Annotated in this window: 16 protein-coding genes; 8 read left to right on the top strand and 8 right to left on the bottom strand. The window is 70.1% G+C overall.

All coding sequences use genetic code 11. The features are described from left to right. From VGZ32_RS08280 to nudC, 4 genes are all read left to right on the top strand, one after another. Positions 1–238: PD-(D/E)XK nuclease family protein (locus tag VGZ32_RS08280; protein WP_326885284.1), on the top strand; the 238-nt coding region annotated here is incomplete at its 5' end. Positions 239–642: 404 nt separating this feature from the next. Further along, positions 643–1,854, top strand: coding sequence for a pyridoxal phosphate-dependent aminotransferase (locus tag VGZ32_RS08275; RefSeq protein WP_326885283.1), 1,212 nt, complete (start codon positions 643–645; stop codon positions 1,852–1,854). Between the two features lie 43 nt (positions 1,855–1,897). Then, complete coding sequence (locus VGZ32_RS08270; protein ID WP_326885282.1) at positions 1,898–3,316, top strand: dipeptidase; 1,419 nt, start codon at positions 1,898–1,900, stop codon at positions 3,314–3,316. A 111-nt stretch (positions 3,317–3,427) separates the two neighbouring features. Next, complete coding sequence (nudC, locus tag VGZ32_RS08265; RefSeq protein WP_326885281.1) at positions 3,428–4,384, top strand: NAD(+) diphosphatase; 957 nt, start codon at positions 3,428–3,430, stop codon at positions 4,382–4,384. Between the two features lie 89 nt (positions 4,385–4,473). Here nudC and VGZ32_RS08260 read toward each other — a convergent pair whose 3' ends face one another. Both VGZ32_RS08260 and VGZ32_RS08255 read right to left on the bottom strand, forming a co-directional pair. Beyond that, the gene (locus VGZ32_RS08260) at positions 4,474–5,577 is read right to left on the bottom strand and encodes an ABC transporter ATP-binding protein (RefSeq protein WP_326885280.1); all 1,104 of its coding nucleotides are present in this window, start codon (positions 5,575–5,577) and stop codon (positions 4,474–4,476) included. A gap of 190 nt (positions 5,578–5,767) precedes the next feature. Then, positions 5,768–6,019, bottom strand: coding sequence for a mycoredoxin (locus VGZ32_RS08255; RefSeq protein WP_326885279.1), 252 nt, complete (start codon positions 6,017–6,019; stop codon positions 5,768–5,770). Positions 6,020–6,279: 260 nt separating this feature from the next. On the opposite strand from VGZ32_RS08255, the gene VGZ32_RS08250 reads away from it, so the two are divergent. Further along, a complete protein-coding gene (locus VGZ32_RS08250) occupies positions 6,280–8,571 on the top strand; it encodes an ATP-dependent DNA helicase UvrD2 (protein WP_326885278.1) in 2,292 nt (763 codons plus the stop codon). A gap of 19 nt (positions 8,572–8,590) precedes the next feature. Here VGZ32_RS08250 and VGZ32_RS08245 read toward each other — a convergent pair whose 3' ends face one another. Next, on the bottom strand, positions 8,591–9,163 hold the full coding sequence (locus VGZ32_RS08245; RefSeq protein ID WP_326885277.1) for a hypothetical protein: 573 nt from the start codon (positions 9,161–9,163) through the stop codon (positions 8,591–8,593). Further along, the gene (locus VGZ32_RS08240; protein WP_326885276.1) at positions 9,160–9,816 is read right to left on the bottom strand and encodes a hypothetical protein; all 657 of its coding nucleotides are present in this window, start codon (positions 9,814–9,816) and stop codon (positions 9,160–9,162) included. The genes VGZ32_RS08245 and VGZ32_RS08240 overlap by 4 nt, the downstream gene beginning before the upstream one ends. Before the next feature lie 433 nt (positions 9,817–10,249). Between VGZ32_RS08240 and VGZ32_RS08235 the strand changes: the two genes are divergently transcribed. From VGZ32_RS08235 to VGZ32_RS08225, 3 genes are all read left to right on the top strand, one after another. After that, positions 10,250–10,642, top strand: a complete 393-nt coding sequence (locus VGZ32_RS08235; protein ID WP_326885275.1) for a hypothetical protein — start codon at positions 10,250–10,252, stop codon at positions 10,640–10,642. Positions 10,643–10,816: 174 nt separating this feature from the next. Next, the gene (locus VGZ32_RS08230; protein ID WP_414642509.1) at positions 10,817–11,176 is read left to right on the top strand and encodes a WhiB family transcriptional regulator; all 360 of its coding nucleotides are present in this window, start codon (positions 10,817–10,819) and stop codon (positions 11,174–11,176) included. A 61-nt stretch (positions 11,177–11,237) separates the two neighbouring features. Beyond that, the gene (locus VGZ32_RS08225; RefSeq protein ID WP_326885274.1) at positions 11,238–11,441 is read left to right on the top strand and encodes a hypothetical protein; all 204 of its coding nucleotides are present in this window, start codon (positions 11,238–11,240) and stop codon (positions 11,439–11,441) included. A 162-nt stretch (positions 11,442–11,603) separates the two neighbouring features. Here the strand turns inward: VGZ32_RS08225 and VGZ32_RS08220 are convergent, their stop codons facing one another. From VGZ32_RS08220 to VGZ32_RS08205, 4 genes are all read right to left on the bottom strand, one after another. Continuing rightward, positions 11,604–13,781 carry a hypothetical protein gene (locus VGZ32_RS08220; protein WP_326885273.1) on the bottom strand — a complete coding sequence of 726 codons (2,178 nt, stop codon included), beginning with the start codon at positions 13,779–13,781 and terminating at the stop codon, positions 11,604–11,606. 250 nt (positions 13,782–14,031) lie between these two features. After that, positions 14,032–15,426 (bottom strand): AarF/ABC1/UbiB kinase family protein, encoded by a 1,395-nt coding sequence (locus VGZ32_RS08215; RefSeq protein WP_326885272.1) that lies wholly within the window; start codon positions 15,424–15,426, stop codon positions 14,032–14,034. After that, positions 15,423–16,637, bottom strand: a complete 1,215-nt coding sequence (locus VGZ32_RS08210) for a hypothetical protein (protein WP_326885271.1) — start codon at positions 16,635–16,637, stop codon at positions 15,423–15,425. The genes VGZ32_RS08215 and VGZ32_RS08210 overlap by 4 nt, the downstream gene beginning before the upstream one ends. A 173-nt stretch (positions 16,638–16,810) precedes the next feature. After that, a complete protein-coding gene (locus VGZ32_RS08205) occupies positions 16,811–16,969 on the bottom strand; it encodes a DUF5679 domain-containing protein (protein ID WP_326885270.1) in 159 nt (52 codons plus the stop codon). Between the last annotated feature and the right edge of the window lie 85 nt (positions 16,970–17,054).

Here is a 17,054-nt window from a genome sequence, read left to right as displayed (position 1 = left end):
CCGCGATCCGGAGGGATCGTTCGAGGTCGTGGACTGGAAGACCAACCGTGCGGCCGACGCCGATCCGTTGCAGCTGGCGGTTTATCGGCTGGCGTGGGCGGAGCTGGCCGGCGTGCCGCTGGACCGAGTGCGGGCGGCGTTCCTCTACGTACGCACCGGTGAGGTTCACCGCTACGACGACTTGCCGGACCGGGCCGCATTGGAGCGGCTGGTTGCGGGAAACGCGGGTGCGGATTAGTCGCGGTGTTTGGTGCGCGGCGCTTGGTGCGCCGTGCGGCGTCCCACCACAGACGCGGCCAGGCTCCCGTGCGGTCGGGTGTGAGCCGTTGCCCGGCGCAGAGGCGGCCAGGCTCCCGCGCGGTCGGGGCGCGGGCCCTTGCCAGGCTCCCGCGCGGTCGGGGCGTGGACCGCTGCCCGGCGCAGAGGCGGTCCGGCTTCCGCGCGGTCGTGGTGGGGCCGCTGCCCGTTGCAGGGGCGATCCGGCTCCGGCCACCCACCAGCCCCGTCTCGCCGAACACGCCTGCTCATCGCGGTACCAGGCTTTGAAACTGCCGTGCGAGGCTTTCCGTCACCTGATAGAAACGGTCAACGGCTGCTGCATCTTCGGCGACAGCCGGCCCGCCCGGAGAGGTACCCGTCGCCATGGAGTTCAAGCAGTCCCGGAAGCTGTCCGAAGTCCAGTACGACCTGCGCGGGCCGGTTCTCACCAGGGCTAAGCAGCTTGAGGCTGAGGGGCACACCGTCCTCAAGCTCAACATCGGCAACCCGGCGCCCTTCGGCTTCGAGGCTCCGGACGAGCTGGTCCAGGACGTCATCCTGCACCTGCACGAATCCAACGGCTATGGCGATTCCAAGGGCCTGCCCTCCGCCCGGCGCGCGGTCGTGCAGTCGTACCAGACCCGCGGGCTGAACGGGTTGGACATCGAGGACGTCTACATCGGCAACGGCGTGTCCGAGCTCATCGGCATGGTTTTGAACGCTCTGCTGGACCACGGCGACGAGGTGCTGATCCCGGCTCCCGACTACCCGCTGTGGACCGGGGCGACCGCGCTGGCGGGTGGGAAGCCGGTGCACTACCTCTGCGACGAGCAGGCCGACTGGGCTCCCGACCTGGCCGACATCGAGGCCAAGATCAGCGATCGCACCAAGGCGCTGGTCCTCATCAACCCGAACAATCCGACCGGCGCCGTCTATCCGCAGGAGGTCGTCGACGCCGTCGTCGAGATCGCCCGGCGGCACCGGCTGATGGTCCTGTCCGACGAGATCTACGACAAGATCCTCTACGACGGCGCGACACACCGGCTGACCGCCCTGTCCGCCCCGGACCTGCTCACCATCACCTTCAACGGTCTGTCCAAGACGTACCGTGCCGCCGGGTACCGCATGGGCTGGATGGTCCTCAGCGGTCCCAAGGAGCATGCCGAGGACTACATCCAAGGGCTTGAGATCCTGGCCAACCTCCGGCTCGGCGCCAACGTCCCGGTGCAGCACGCGATCCAGGCCGCGGTCGGCGGCTTCCAGTCCATCGACCGGCTCACCGAACCCGGCGGCCGCCTTTGGGAGCAGCGCAACCGCACCTGGGAACTGCTCAACCAGATCCCCGGCGTCTCCTGCACCAAGCCGCTCGGCGCGATCTACGCGTTCCCGCGCCTCGACCCGTCCGTCTACAAGATCGCCGATGACGAGCGCTTCGTGATGGACCTGCTCAACGCCGAGAAGATGCTGGTCATGCACGGCACCGCGTTCAACTGGCCGCAGCCGGACCACTTCCGCATCGTCACCCTGCCCCGGGTCGAGGATCTCGAGCGCGCGCTCGACGGGCTGGCCCGCTTCTTGGCTGGGTACCAGCAGTAAGCCCCGGATGTAGCACCGACCCGGATTGGGTAGGGTCGAGGGCATGTCTACAGACGCGTCAGTGCGGACGTTCGTCGCCCACGAGGCGAACGAGTTCGTCGAAGACCTCAAAGCCTGGCTCAGCATTCCGTCGATCTCCGGCGACCCCAACCGAACCGGCGACGTGCGCGCCTCCGCCGAATGGCTGGCCGCCGCGTTACGGCGGACCGGCTTCCCGACCGTCGAGGTCTGGGAGACCGGCGACGGCGCCGGCCTGCCCGCCGTGTTCGCCGAGTGGCCCTCAGACGACCCGAAGGCCCCGACCGTCGCCGTGTACGGACACCACGACGTTCAGCCGGTCGCCCCCCTCGAGCTCTGGCACAGCGGGCCGTTCGAACCCGACGAGCGCGACGGCCGCCTCTACGCCCGCGGCGCCGCCGACGACAAGGGACAGGTCTTCTTCCACCTGCTCGGCGTCCGCGCCCACCTGGCCGCCACCGGCCGCACCGCCCCCGCGGTCAACCTCAAGCTGATCGTCGAAGGTGAGGAGGAGTCCGGCTCGCCGCACTTCCCGGCCCTGCTGCGGGAGAAGGCCGACCGGCTCGCCTGCGACGTCGTCGTGGTCTCCGACACCGACATGTGGGACCGCGACACCCCGAGCACCTGCACCGCGATGCGCGGCATGCTCGCCGTGCAGATGGACTTCCGCGGCCCGACCGGCGATATCCACTCCGGCGCGTTCGGCGGTGCGATCCCGAACCCGGTCACCGAACTGGTCCGGGTGCTCGGCTACCTGCACGACGCCGACCGCCGGATCACCCTGCCCGGCTTCTACGACGGGATCGTCGAGCTCACCGACGTCGAACGCCAGCTGATCGCCAAGCTGCCCTTCGACGAGGCCGCCTGGCTGCGCACCGCCAAGTCCACCGCCGCCATCGGCGAGGCCGGATACTCCACCCTCGAACGGATTTGGGCCCGGCCGACCGCGGAGATCAACGGGATCTGGGGCGGGCACACCAGCCCCGGCTCGAAGACGATCGTGCCGTCCGAGGCGCACGCCAAGCTCTCCTTCCGCCTGGTCGCGGGGCAGGAGCCGACCCGGGTGCGCGACGCGTTCGAGGCCTGGCTGGCGCAGCGCGTCCCGGCCGGGATCGAATACACGACCTCGTATGAGGGGGACGGGGTGCGCCCCTGCCTCACCCCGCTCGACCACCCGGCGCTCCAGTCGGTGACCCGGGCACTGGGCCGCGCGTTCGCGACCGAGCCCGGCGGCGAGCCGCGCGAGATCCTCTACACCCGCCAGGGCGGATCCGGTCCGGAGGCGGACCTGCAGGACATCCTCGGCGCGCCCGTCGTCTTCCTCGGCATCTCGCTGCCAGAGGACGGGTGGCACGCGCCCAACGAAAAAGTCGACCTCGACCTCCTACTCAAGGGCGCGGAAGCGACCGCCTACCTATGGGAAGACCTGGCTGGGAACAATTGATCAACATCGGGAGTTAGTTCAGTGGGAAGAAGGCCGCCCTCCACCGGCTCGGACGATGCGGGGCGGCTCTTCGGTGCGACATCGGCTGACATACCCAACGGAGGGGGAGCGATGGCGGATCACCGCGACGCGGCGACCGGACCGCTCGGTCAGCTGGCCCTGGCCCGGGGCACCGTGGACCGCACCGTCGAACTGCGCCTCGACGAACTCGCCCTGGCGGCGGCCTGGTCGAATCCCGACACCAGGGTGCTGGTGGTCAGCGAGGGCCGGGCGTTCGTGCTCGACGAAGCGGACCCGGTAGACCCGGAAGGCACCCGGACCCGCCTGGTCACCGTTCCCTCCTACGACGCTCCCGAAGGCGACCGCTACTTCCTCGGCCGGGACGAGAGCGGCTTCATGTTCTTCGCGGTGCCGACCGAGACGCTGCCCGGCCGCCTGGACGGCGACGCGCGCCCCGCCTCGCTGCGGGAGGTCGGCCTGCTGCTGTCCGATCGGGACGCGGGCCTGCTCACCCACGCGGTCGCGCTCGAGCACTGGCACCGCAGCCACCGTTTCTGCTCCAAGTGCGGCAACCCGACCGAGGTCGCCGCGGCCGGCCACATCCGCCGCTGCGCGCAGTGCGGCACCGAGCACTATCCGCGCACCGACCCCGCCGTGATCATGGCCGTGACCGACTCGGAGGAGCGGCTGCTGCTCGGCCGCGGCTCGTCCTGGGATTCGCGCAGGTTCTCCGTCCTGGCGGGCTTCGTCGAACCGGGCGAGTCGCTGGAGCAGGCGGTCGCGCGGGAGGTCGCCGAGGAGGCCGGGCTGACCGTGACCTCGGTGACGTACATGGGCAGCCAGCCGTGGCCGTTCCCGTACAGCCTGATGCTCGGCTTCAACGCCACCGTGGACGACCCCGAGCGGATGCGCGCCGACGGCGAGGAAGTACTCGAAGTGCGCTGGTTCTCCCGGCGGGAGCTGGCCGAGGCCGCGGCGTCCGGGGAGATCGTGCTGTCCGGCCGCATCTCGATAGCCAGGTCCCTGATCGAGCGCTGGTACGGCGGCCCGCTCGACAGCGCGGTCTGAATTCCAGCGCGGTCTGAATTCCAGAGCCGTCTGAAAGAGCGCGGCCTGACACCTGAAGTCCACGTCGGCTCTACGACCGGACCGGCCGTCTACCGTCTGTGCTGCGGCGTGAGCCTGCGCCCGGACTGCGGCTCGAAGAAGTGGATCGCGTCGCGCGCGATCTCCAGGCCGACCGCGGAGCCCGGCCGCGGCATCGCGTGCGGCTCACACCGCACCACGATCGTGCGGCGCCCCCCGCCGACACCGGTCAAGCAGTGCGCGTATGCGACGTAGCCGAGGTTCTCGACCGCCTCGACGTGCGCGTACAGACCGTTGCCCGGAGAGGTGATCCTGACCGTGTCCGGCCGGAACCCGACCGTCACCTCGGGCGTGGTCAGCTCGGCGGCGGTCTTGCGGGACAACGGGATCTCGATGACGTCCACGTCGCCGACCACCGCCCAGGCGTGCTCCACGCGGGCCGAGAGCAGGTTCATCGGCGGGGAGCCGACGAAGCCGGCGACATACGCGTTGAGCGGGTTGTCGTAGAGCGCGCGCGGCGTGTCGCACTGCAGGAGCGTGCCGTCCTTGATGACCGCGATCCGATCGCCCATCGTCATGGCCTCGATCTGATCGTGCGTCACGTACAGCGTCGTGGTCTCCAGGCGCCGCTGCATCGCCACGATCTGGGAGCGGACCTCGGTGCGCAGCTTCGCGTCCAGCGCGCCGAGCGGCTCGTCCATGAGGAAGACCTTCGGTTCGCGCATCAACGCCCGGCCCATCGCGACCCGCTGCTGCTCACCACCGGACAGTGTCCGCGGCAGCCGCTCCAGGGTCTCCGTCAGCTCGAGCTGGGCGGCCATCCGGCGCACCCGCCGCGCCACCGACGACTGCGGCGCGCGGGCCAGCGACAGCCGGAAGCCGAGGTTTTCCGCCACCGTCATCTGCGGATAGAGCGCGTAGTTCTGGAACACCATCGCGATGTCCCGCTCGCCCGGCTGGTCGTCGGTCACGTCCACGCCGTTGATGTACACCGCGCCGGTGTCGAGCGTCTCCAGCCCGGCCAGCATGCGCAGCGCCGTGGTCTTCCCGCAGCCGCTGGCCCCGAGCAGGACCATGAACTCGCCCGACTCCACGCGGAGGCTGAGCGAGTCGACCGCCGGGGCCCTGGTCCCCGGGTAAGTATGTGAGGCGTCGACGAACTCGACGGTAGCCATCATTTCCACCCGAACCGGTACCGGCAACGACATTGTGCGGTGGTGCGTGGTGCGATGGTGCGACAGGCCGCAACCTACCCCGGGTGAATGTCTTTTGGCGAGAGTGCGACGCGGTTTCGCGGTTGTTTCGCACCGCGCCGCACCTGCCTCGCACCGATCGGTGCGGTTCCGTCCGGAAAGTCGGCGCCGCTCAGGCCGCCGCGGCCGCCAGCTTCGCCTGGACCTGCGCCAGGCTCGGGTTCGTCATCGCCGAGCCGTCCGGGAACGTCACCGTGGGCACGGTCTGGTTGCCGTTGTTCACGGCCATCACGTACTCGGCCGCCTCGGGGCGCTGCTCGATGTCGACCTCGGTGTACGCGATGCCGGCCCGCTCAAGCTGGCCCTTGAGCCGCTTGCAGTATCCACACCAGGGGGTGGAGTACATCGTGATCTGGGCGGTCATTCGGTCCATCCTTCTTCGGTGACGTCGTTGCCCGACTCTCGAGCAGCCGTGCTGCTCAACGTCTTGGAGGTGCGGAATCATCCCGGGCGGCGCCGGAACCGCCCATCTTTTGCCCCCCGAATCCGGACGATGCGGGGCACGGTGTCGGTGGCGCCTGAGAAGATGTGCAGTCGACGCCTGAAGGAAAATGCGCAGTCGACGCCTAAAGGTACGGGCGGACGCGTGGCGCTCGGGGCCGCACGACTGAAAGGACGGTGCGCATGACCGTGACCGACCGGACTGCGCACCCCGACCGGGCGGAGGGGGCCGACCCGGAGCGGCTGCTGGCCGGACTGGATCCCGAGCAGCGCGCGGTGGCGACCGCGTTGCACGGCCCGGTGTGCGTTCTCGCCGGCGCCGGGACGGGCAAGACCCGCGCCATCACCCACCGGATCGCTTACGGCGTCGCGACCGGCGCGTTTCCGGCGAATCAAGTCCTCGCGGTCACGTTCACCACGCGGGCGGCGGGGGAGATGCGCGGGCGGCTGCGCAACCTCGGCGCTGGAACGGTGCAGGCGCGCACGTTCCACTCGGCCGCGCTGCGCCAGCTCCAGTACTTCTGGCCGCACACCGTCGGCGGTCCGCCGCCGCAGCTGATAGACACCAAGCTTCCGCTGGTCGCCGAGGCGGTCGCGGCCTGCCGCCTGCGCGCCGACCGGGCCGAACTGCGCGACCTGGCCAGCGAGATCGAGTGGGCCAAGGCGACCCAGACCGTCCCGGACGACTACCCGGCGGCCGCCGCGAAGGCCGGGCGGCTGCCCCCGCGCGACCCCGCCGAGACCGCGCGCGTCTACGCCGCGTACGAGGCCGCCAAGCGTGAGCGCGGCTCGATCGACTTCGAGGACGTGCTGCTGCTGACCATCGGCGTGCTGGAGTCCCGTCCGGACGTCGCCGACCGGGTGCGCGACCAGTACCGCCACTTCGTGGTGGACGAGTACCAGGACGTCAACCCGATCCAGCAACGGCTGCTCGACTGCTGGCTGGGTCCGCGCGACTCGGTCTGCGTGGTCGGCGACGCGAGCCAGACCATTTACTCGTTCACCGGCGCCACCCCGGAGTTCCTGCTCGGCTTCCCGGACCGACACCCGCATTCCACCGTGGTGCGCCTCGTGCGCGACTACCGCTCCACGCCGCAGGTCGTCGCGCTGGCCAACGCGCTGCTCAACGAGGCGCCGACGGACACCGTGGCGCAGCGGCGCACCGCCCGCGCCCGGCTCGAGCTGATCGCGCAGCGTCCGCCCGGCCCGGCCGTCGAGTACGAGGAGTTCCCGGACGAGACCGCGGAGGCCGAAGGCGTCGCGAAGCGGGTCAAGCTGCTGATCGAGGGCGGCGTGCGGCCCGCCTCGATCGCCGTCCTGTTCCGCATCAACGCCCAGTCCGAGGCCTACGAGCAGGCATTCACGGACGCGCACATCCCCTACGTGGTGCGGGGCACCGAGCGGTTCTTCGACCGGGCCGAGGTGCGCCAAGCCGTCATGCTCCTGCGCGGCGCCGCCCGGGCCGAGGCCGGCCCCGATCCCCAGCCGCTGCCGGAAGCGGTGCGCGCCGTGCTCGCGGGCATCGGCCTGAGCAGCACTCCGCCCCCGGGCTCCGGCAGGCAGCGGGAGGCGTGGGAGTCGCTCGCCGCGCTGGCCAGCCTGTCCGAAGAGCACGCCGCCGCGCACCCCGAGGCCGGTCTGGCCGACTTTGTGCGCGAACTCGAGGAGCGCGCCGCGGTCCAGCACGCGCCGACGGTGGACGGTGTCACGCTCGCGTCGCTGCACTCGGCCAAGGGACTGGAGTGGGACGCGGTGCTCCTGGTCGGGCTCACCGAGGGTCTGCTCCCGATCAGTTACGCCGAGACCCCCGACCAGATCGAGGAGGAACGGCGGCTGCTCTACGTCGGCGTGACCCGGGCGCAGCGGCACCTCGGGCTGTCCTGGGCGCTGGCGCGGGCCCCGGGCGGCCGCGCCACCCGGCGGCCCTCACGCTTCCTCGACGCGCTGCGCGAGGCGCAGGCGGCCAGGTCGGGCGGTCCGAGCGGCGGCTCGGTGGTGCGCCGCGGCGGCCGGGGCGGCGAGGAGGGGAAGCGCTCGAAGCGGTCCGGACCGGTGCGCTGCCGGGTCTGCGGCCGCTCCCTGATCGAGGCGGTCGAGCGCAAGCTCGGGCGCTGCGCGGACTGCCCGTCGGACCTGGACGAGGCGCTGTTCGAGCGGCTGCGGGAATGGCGCTCGGCGCGGGCGAAGGAGCAATCCCTGCCTGCCTACTGCGTCTTCACCGACGCAACGCTGACCGCGATCGCCGAGGCGCGCCCGGCGGACCGGTCTGCGCTCTCCACCATTCCGGGGGTCGGCGCGACCAAGCTCGACCGGTACGCGGACGAGGTGCTCGCCCTGCTCGGCGGTGTAGGCGCGACCCCCTTGACGTCCTCAGAACACGACGACGACGGTGAGCAGGGCGAGGCCACTTCGGAGAGGGAAAATGTGGAAAATGTGACAGTACAAGAAGCGCTGACTATGGACGAGATCGAATAAACCGGCGGAATTCAGGATATTACGGCGCGCTGGTGTCCGTCGGCGTCGACCCACACTGGTGCACCACGTACATCAGCAGCCCGGAGTAGTACAGGGTGATCCCGTGCTGCTTGCCGTTCAAGGTCCGCACATGCACGTACGCGTCCGCAAGCTTCGTCGGCGTCGGGTTCGGCGCCAGGTTCAGCGCACAGGCCGTCGGCGCCGTGACGGTCAGGTTCACCGTCTGCCCCGGCCGTATCACCCCGTTCTTGCCGTCCCACGTCATGCCGGTCGCGTCGATGAACTGCACGTCGTACACCGTGACCGTGTAAGGGCTGTAGTTGCTGACCGGCATGGTGATCCGGGAGCCGCTCGACGCCTGGTCGACGAACGCGGGGCGGTCGGCGCCGGCCACGATGATCGCCGAGTCGTCGGCGGCCCGGGTCCGGAAGCCGGCGTTGTACGCCCAACTGCCCCAGATCCCGGCGGCGAGGCCGATCGCGACCAGGACGACGACGCCCCACGTCCGGCGGCGCGCGGTGAGCGTCCCGACCCGCTGCGCCGCCGTGTCGTCGTCGGTAGCCGCGGCTTGAGGCTGCGAGTTCTCCGTCATGAGACGCACACCTGCCCTTGCAGTGCCATGGCCGTGGTGTCCAGGGTCATCGTCTCCTGGTGAGCCGCACCGTCCGCGTCGGCGACGGTGAGCGTGAGCACGGTCGGCGCCTGCTGGGCCGCCGGGCTCATCGCGACTAGGGCACCGGCCACGCCCGCGGCCGCGTCACAGTCCACGGTGACGACGCCCGATACCGGCGCGATCGCGCGCGTCGCGATGTACCCGGAACCGGAGTGCGTCAGCACCGTCGACGCAGCCAGGTAAGGCCCGCTCAGCGTCGCCGACTGCAGCACCACTCCGTCCGGCCCTTCGTTCGAGATGGCGATCGCGACGCGCACCGTCTGCGGCCCGTGCCGGACGCCCAGGTACTGCACTCTCGGAGTGATCCTGGCGCCGTCCAGGGTGTGCAGCGTGACGGGGTTGTTGGCGAGGTGGACCTGGACGGTCGTGCGGTTGGTGTAGGCGCGCTGCGCGACGAAGATCCCGTTGGTGGCCGCCCACGCGACCGCCCACACGACGCCGAGGATCATCACCGCGTCGAGGATCAGTTTGGTCCGGCGCCAGGCAGGGGAAGCCCACCAGGCCTCAAGCGCCTTAGCCGGTTGATGCGGGGCGGCCGAGCGCAGGGCCCCGGGTACGAGTCGGGCGTACACGGTTTTAGGTGACGTCGTCTCAGGCAACCGCGTTCCCGTCTTTATCGAGTCGTGTTCTGCCCGGCGTGCGTCGATTCTCTCACCGGCGCTCCGCGCCCCCGACGGCGGCCCGCCTTTCGCCCCGGCAAATTCGTCGTGGAAGTTGCTCCGCAAGGGGTGACACCGGAGATCAACCATGACAGGATAGAGGAGCGACAGCGGGGGACGCCGTCGGCACGCATTAACGGGACTTTGCGCATGACCTTCCCCCACCTTTCGCGCCTGAAGTACAAAAGCGCAGCTCGAAAATGGTTTGCGCGGATGGGTTAGGGACCCCTAGCCTCTCCAGCACACGGGAACGCGGGCAGTCCGTGATTCCGCAATGTACAAACACGCGTCGCCCCCATCGGCTCGCCCCCGATGGCGGCGGAGAAATAGGCAGGAGGCGAGACCCGTGACAAGCACTGTAGACATCGTGACCGTCGAACCCACCGTCGCGGTCTCCTTCGCCTGCCCGCAGCCGGCCCTCGGCGTCAAGGGTCTGCGTTCTATGCCCACCGTCGCCGTCGTCGATGTCCCGCAATGGGCAGCGGCGTGGTTGCGACCGACCTCGCGGCAGCGGGCCGCCCTGAGCCGGATCACGGCCACAGGTGTCGGTTATGGCTTCAGCGGCGATCTGGCCGCCGGCATGTCCGGCGCCCGGCGCGGCACGGCCACCGCCGACGCCGCCGAGCAGGTCGGAAAGCGTCCGAATGGCACTGCCGTCCGCATCACCGGCACGACCCAGCGCAAGCAGCTCCACCTGATGTCCCGTCGGGATCCACAAACCTGGAGACCACCGGTCTGACTCCGGTCAGCCGAAGCGACCTCCAGGCCGCGGAACCCGATTACCGGGATCCGCGGCCTTATTCGTTCCTCCGGCGAGCCGGTGGCGCGAGGGGCGGCGGGACCTGGACCTGAAGATCCAGACCACGACCGAGGAAGCCGCGAGTTGACCGAGACAGCGCAGCTCGAGACCCGCATGACCACCCCGAGCACCACCGCAGTACCCGGCGCCGTAGCCGGCGGCGCCGATGCCGAGAGGAAGGAATCCAGCACGATGCAGCTGACCGTGTTCGAACCGGTCGCCCTCGCCGACGACCTGCCGTGCCGCTCCACCGACCCGGAGCTCTTCTTCGCCGAGTCCCCGGCGGACGTCGAGCTCGCGAAGAGCGTCTGCACCGCCTGCCAGATCCGCGAGGCCTGCCTCTCCGGCGCGCTCGAGCGCAAGGAGCCGTGGGGCGTCTGGGGCGGCGAGCTCTTCGTCCAGGGCGTGATCGTGGCCCGCAAGCGGCCGCGGGGACGTCCGCGCAAGAACGACGTCATCGCCGCCGCGGCCTGAGCCGACCCTTCCCGGCGAAGACCATCGCCGACCCACCGACCAGTCCAGAAAGCGAAGCCCGATGTCCACTGATCTCTTCGTCGCACCTCTCGCCGACTACGCCAGCCAGTCCGACCTCGCCGTCAGGAGCACCGCCATGTCCCAGTTCCAGTATCAACTCGTCAAGGAAATGCACCGCGAACGCTTACGACAAGCGGAGCGATTCCGGCTCCACCGCACCGCGCTGCGCGCGCGGCGCGCGCTGGCTCGGAGCCTGATGCGGTAACCGCACCGCAGTCGCTCGACGTGATGCAGCCAGGTCGCGCCGCACGGCCGCCTGAGCAGTCATGACACAGGGCCCGGTCACCCCGTTCTCGGGGTGACCGGGCCCTGCTTGTCTCAACCGACTCGCGTCAGTTGAGGCCGCGCCCTGCCTTAGCCAACAGGGTCACGCGCGCGAGATGAGCGCGTTTGCCGCCGCGGTCAGGCTGACCAGACCGGTGCCCTGGATGCCGTTCGGCGTCGCCGCGTGGGACACCGACGGCTCCGGACCGAAGAAGGGCACATTGATCGCGGCGTTGATCTGCGCGGCCAGAGCGTCGCGCTGCTGGCCGAGCGCGGCGAGTACCGCGTCGGTCTGCTGGTAGGTCGTGTCGCCGGGTGAGGTCGACTCGATCCCCGCGGTCGCGAACTGCAGCGTCGCCGCCGCGAACTGCCCGACCGAGGCGTTCAGCTGCTTGTACGCGGCGGCCAGCGCCTCATACTGCTTGCGGTCGTCGCGCACCGAGTGCGGCAGCGCCTCGGCCTTCAGGAAGCCGATGAGCGGGACGCCGTCGTAGCTGTAGTCGTCGTGCAGGCCCAGCAGCGCCATCATCGTCGGCCGGATGTCCGTGTGGTCGGACCAGACCGCGTTGGTGACGCCGAGGTGCTTCACGCTCGGACCGACCAGGCCGAGCCAGGTGGTGTTGACATCCGGCGAGAAGTCACCGTGGTTCCACGCGAACGCGGCCTCGGCCTGCACGCACGGCGAGTTGCAGTTCGCCGCGCCGGAGTAGACGTAGTAGTCCGGGTTCGCGAACTCGGTGACGGTAGGCGTGCGCAGCGGGTCGCCGGTGACCATGTGCAGGATGTTCATCTCGGTCTGGTCGGCCATGTAGCTGGCGATCGGACCGTTGGTCCCGGTGTACGGGTCGGTCGCGGTGACCGCGGCCACCGATTTCTCGAAGGCCCGCGTGGTCGCGTCGGCCTGCGCCGGGTTGCCGGTGATGTAGTAGTTCGGCGCCGAGTCCGCGTGGACGCCGAACGGCGTCGTCGTGTTCTGCTGCGTCGCCAGCAGGCCCCTGATGTTGGCGTTGACCTCGCCGATCTGCGAGTACGTGCACGCGACCGTGACGCCGTCGCAGTTCGCCGGGCTCGGCTTGCCGCCGGCGAAGTGGTCGTTCTCGTCCGAGGTCACCACGAACAGCGTGTTGGACTTGTCGATCCCGTCCTTGGCCAGGCGGGTGAAGAACTGGCCGAACGCGGTGTCGTAGGACTTGAGCTGGGCCACGTATCCGGCCTCGCCCGGACCGAAGGCGCTACCGGTCGCGTGGTTGTCGTGCGCGTCGGAGATATAGGCGTAGGTGACCGGGACACCGGCCTCCTGCATCTGCGCGACGTAGCCGAGACTCACCGCGGCCGACATTCCGTCGAAGCCGGGGAAGCCGTTGATCCCGGTGTACGGGTCGATGATCGGGGTCTTGCCGTCGACCTCGGTGACCGGGCCGTTCGGCGAGATCGCCGGGTTGGTGTACTTGGCGCCGAACAGGCCCTGGTAGCCGGTGTAGCCGCCGGGCTCGTCGGGCAGCGCGTCGGCCTTGGCGTTCGGCGAGTCCGCGCACAGGGTCGAGTCCGTGGCGCAGTGGACGCCGACGCCCAGGAAGTCCGCGTAGGCGAGGTTCGGGTTCGCCTTGAGCTCGGCCACCTCCGGCGAGTTCGCGCCGAACACCTTCGGGATGTCGATGTTCGTGTTCTCCAGGACGGTGTTCGCCGTCGCGACCGACCCGAAGTCACAGCCGCTGCGGGTGTAACCGACCCACGGGGCCGGGGTGTTCTTGCCCGCCGGGGTGACCATCGTCGGAGTGGTGTCGGAGGGCGTCGGGGTGGACGAGTCCGCCACGCCGTCGGTCCAGTAGGCGAACGACGCCGCCGAGTTGGTGGTGCCGTTCGGGTTGTAGTAGCGGTACGAGTTCGCCACCGGCTGGCCCTGGTCCGAGCCGTACAGCCCGGTCAACGAGGTCAGGATGTCGTTGGCGGTATGGGCGATCAGCGGCGTGTGGTGGTTGTCGTCCAGCACGCCGTTGCCGGTCAGGAAGTTCAGCAGGTTCGGCATCTGTTCCAGGTCGCTCGGCACGTTCGGGTTGTCCCGGGTGAAGTGCACGTTGTCGAACTGGAGGTAGATGACGTGTTTGATCTCGCTGCCCGGCTGGCTCAGCACACAGCTGGGATCGGCGCTGGTCACGCCGGTGCGATGGTCTGGTGAGGCCGCCCCTGCCTGGGCCGCGGCCGCCGAAGTGCCGACGACCACGACTGTCGCGAGCACGGGTGCAAGGCCGCGCAGCCGACCCCGCCTCCAAGTGCCACTCATGCATTCCTCCCGAGGTTGGATGCTCTCCCCTGGCGCCCGCCGCGCGGCGGGACCCTAGAGACGACATCACACTTGTGACTGTGTGTCATCTGTGTGACGCGCCAAAAGGCGGTGAACATCCGGCAACGGTCTTCGGTGGATGATACAAGCGCCGCAGAACTCTGCTGCTCGTGGGGTCGTACGCGGGCTGCGTTTTCAGCCCGGAACAAGACCTTCAGCGCTCAGGCGGCCGACACCACGCCCGTCTGCGTTACTCTCCGTCCGCGACTGTGGAAGTCACGACGGCGGCAGTATCGGCGTCGTCCGCGAGTCCGGGGAGCCAATCGCCGAGTTCGGTGCGCACCGAGACAGTCGCGCCGAGCTGGCACAGGATGCCGAGACCGCCCATGGTGACCCGGTGGATCAGCAGGTAGCTGGGCGGCAGGTTGATCCGGCGGCCGAGCGACGCGGCCGGGTTGCGCCCGTTGGCCAGGTGGGCGGCCTGGCTGCGCAGCCAGTCGCGGTTGAAGGTGAAGGTCTCCTCGGCCAGCGGGCCGAGCAGCGGGCGAAGGTAGTCGAGCACGGCGGTCGGGTCGAGTTCGGTGCCCGGCTTGAGGAAGCCCTCGGTGCGCAGGATCTCCGCCACGCCGTCGGCGTCGCCCGCGAGCGCCATGCGGACGGCGGCGCCGATCGGGGTGGGCATGCCGTCGGGCAGCCGGTTGACCGCACCGAAGTCGAGGACGCCGAGCCGCCAGGCCGCCGGGTCGTCCGGGTCCTGATGCTCCGGGTCCACGGGGACGAGCCGGAAGTTGCCCGGGTGCGGATCGGCGTGCAGCAGCCCGACCCGCGTCGGCCCGGAGAACAGGAACCTGACCAGCAGTGTGCCGGCGCGGTCGCGCTGGGCCTTGGTGCCCGAGGCGATCACGGTGGACAGTGGGACGCCGGGCAGCCACTCGGTGACCAACGCAGTGCCCGACTGCGCGATGACCGGCGGGACGATGATGTCCGGGTCGCTCGCGTAGCCTTCGGCATAGGCGGACTGGGCGGCGGCCTCGGCGGCGTAGTCCAACTCCTCGGCCACCCGGGTACGCAGCTCGGCGATCAGCGGTTTGACCTCGATGCCGGGAACCAGCAGGCCGAACAGCCGCGCCACGCGGCCGAGCTGGTTCAGATCGCTGAGTAGGGCCTTTCCGGCGCCCGGGTACTGGATCTTCACGGCGGCGTCACGGCCGTCGGACCAGACCGCGCGGTGCACCTGGCCAATCGACGCGGCCGCGGCCGGCTTGTCGTCGAAGGACGTGAATTTGTCCCGCCAGTCCGGCCCGAACGCCTCGGCCAGCGACTTGTGCACTGAGGCGGCGGGCAGCGCCGGGGCGTTCTCTTGCAGGCCGGTGAGCGCGGCGCGGTAGGGTCGGGCCAGTTCCTCGGGCAGCGCGGCCTCGAAGACGGAGAGGGCCTGGCCGAACTTCATGGCCCCGCCCTTGAGTTCGCCGAGCACCCGGAAGAGCTGTTCGGCGGTGCGCTGCTGGACCTCGGTGACCACGGCGGCGGCCGGGGCGCCCCCGATCCGCTTGCCGAGGCCCAGCGTGGCCCTGCTGGCGAACCCGAGCGGGAGGGTCGCCAGTTTCGCCGTCCGGGCTACGGCGTTGCGCGGCAGGTCACTCACATAGTCCATTCTGCCAGGTCGCGCTCGAGCCGGGACTGCGCGGGGAGCGAGGCGGGCGCGGCGGATTCGTGCCCCGCCGGTGAAGCGCAGGTGGCGGGTGCAACCAAGCTGGCAGAAGTACCGGAGATGCCTGCATCGACGACCCCGCCCGCGCCACCCCCGCCCATGTGAGCAGTGCAGCCGCACGCCGGGTGAGCAGCGACCGCGGTGCGCTCAGGCACGGCGTAGGGGAGGGCGAATTCGAGGATTCCGGCGACGGTCGGCGGCGCATAGCCGTCGAGGAAGGCGAGCGCGTGCAGGCTGGCATAGTTCGCGGCGATGGCGGCCAGCGTCGTGTCGCAGGCGGGCTGCCGGGCACTTGGCGCGCCATGACCGGAGAGTCGGGCCAGAACGCCGGGCCACAGCGGGTCGCGGTCGGTGCGGGCGAGGTCACGGCAGCGAGCGCAGGGAGTCGCGCCAGGGACGACGAGCGGGCCGACCGTCGCTCGGTCCTCCAGGACTTCGACGCAAAGGTAAGGCACGCAGCGCGCGGTCAGATCGGCGAGCAGCGCGGTGGGAGGCCGCTCGCCTGGCGCGACAATGGCCAGATCAGGCGCGGCACGGTGCGGTGGCAGGCCGGTAGCCGTGGACGGGGCGAGTAGCCGGATGGCACGGACCACGCAGTCCTGCCGACGTGCGCCGACATCCGGGTCGGAGTAGGTGGCCGGTCCGGTGTCGCCCTGGTGGACGGGCGAGGCGTCGACAGGAACGACCGCGCCGAGACCGGTCGCCGCCAGCCGCAGGGCCGTGTGCGCGCCGACCCGACCGAGGCCGTAAACGCTGACCACGGCGCGTTGGCGGCGTTCGAGAGCCCGCAAGGCGCCGCCAGGCAGGCGGTAGCGGAGGCCGAGGCAGGAGAGATCGGGCGCGAGGCGCCCACGTTCCGCGGAACTCAACGCGGCCAGCACGGACGTGTCGAGTGCGGCGTCGTCGAGACACCCGTCAGCAGCGAGACGATCGAGCAGCTCAAGCGCGTCGCCCCGCTCGAGCCCGATGCGTTCGGCGTAGGCGACCAGCGCCTCGGTATCCCGCGTCCCGTCAAGAGCGTCGATCAGCGCGCGGACCGGGGCGGTCAGCCGGTAGCGATGGGAGGTGCCGGGACCGTGCCCCAGCTGAAGGGTGCGCCCGTCGTGCCAGATGCGGCTGAGTGCCGGTTTGAGCGTGGGTCGCACGGAATCGAACGCTCCCCCGAGAGTGTCGGAAACAAGAGTGGGCGGTGCCGCGTGAGCTGCGGAGTGAGTCCGGGGGTCCGCACCACCGTGGAATGAGCCCGGGGGCCCGTCCCACCGTGGAGCGGCCCCCCGAGACCTCAGACGCGCAGACCGCGATGGATCTCAGACCCTGCTCAGGCCTTGCCGAGGATCCGATTGACCTTCGTGCCGCACTGGGGGCACGTTCCCTGGGCCATCCGGCGACCCGAATCGCTGATCTTGACCTCGCCGGTGAAGTGCCGCTTCTCCTTGCACTTCACGCAGTAGGCCTCACCCGTGTATGTCTCGGCCATGCTGGCCCTCCGTGTTCCTGGTTCATCGTGTTGCCACGCGGTCATGCGCCCCGGTCACCAGGGGCGGAGCCGGGTTCGGACGAAA

Source organism: Actinocrinis sp. (assembly GCF_035938995.1).
In the GTDB taxonomy this organism is placed as follows: Bacteria; Actinomycetota; Actinomycetes; order Streptomycetales; family Catenulisporaceae; genus DASZGI01.
The sequence above is the reverse complement of the archived record's forward strand: the minus strand, read 5'-3'. Positions and strand labels throughout refer to the sequence as shown.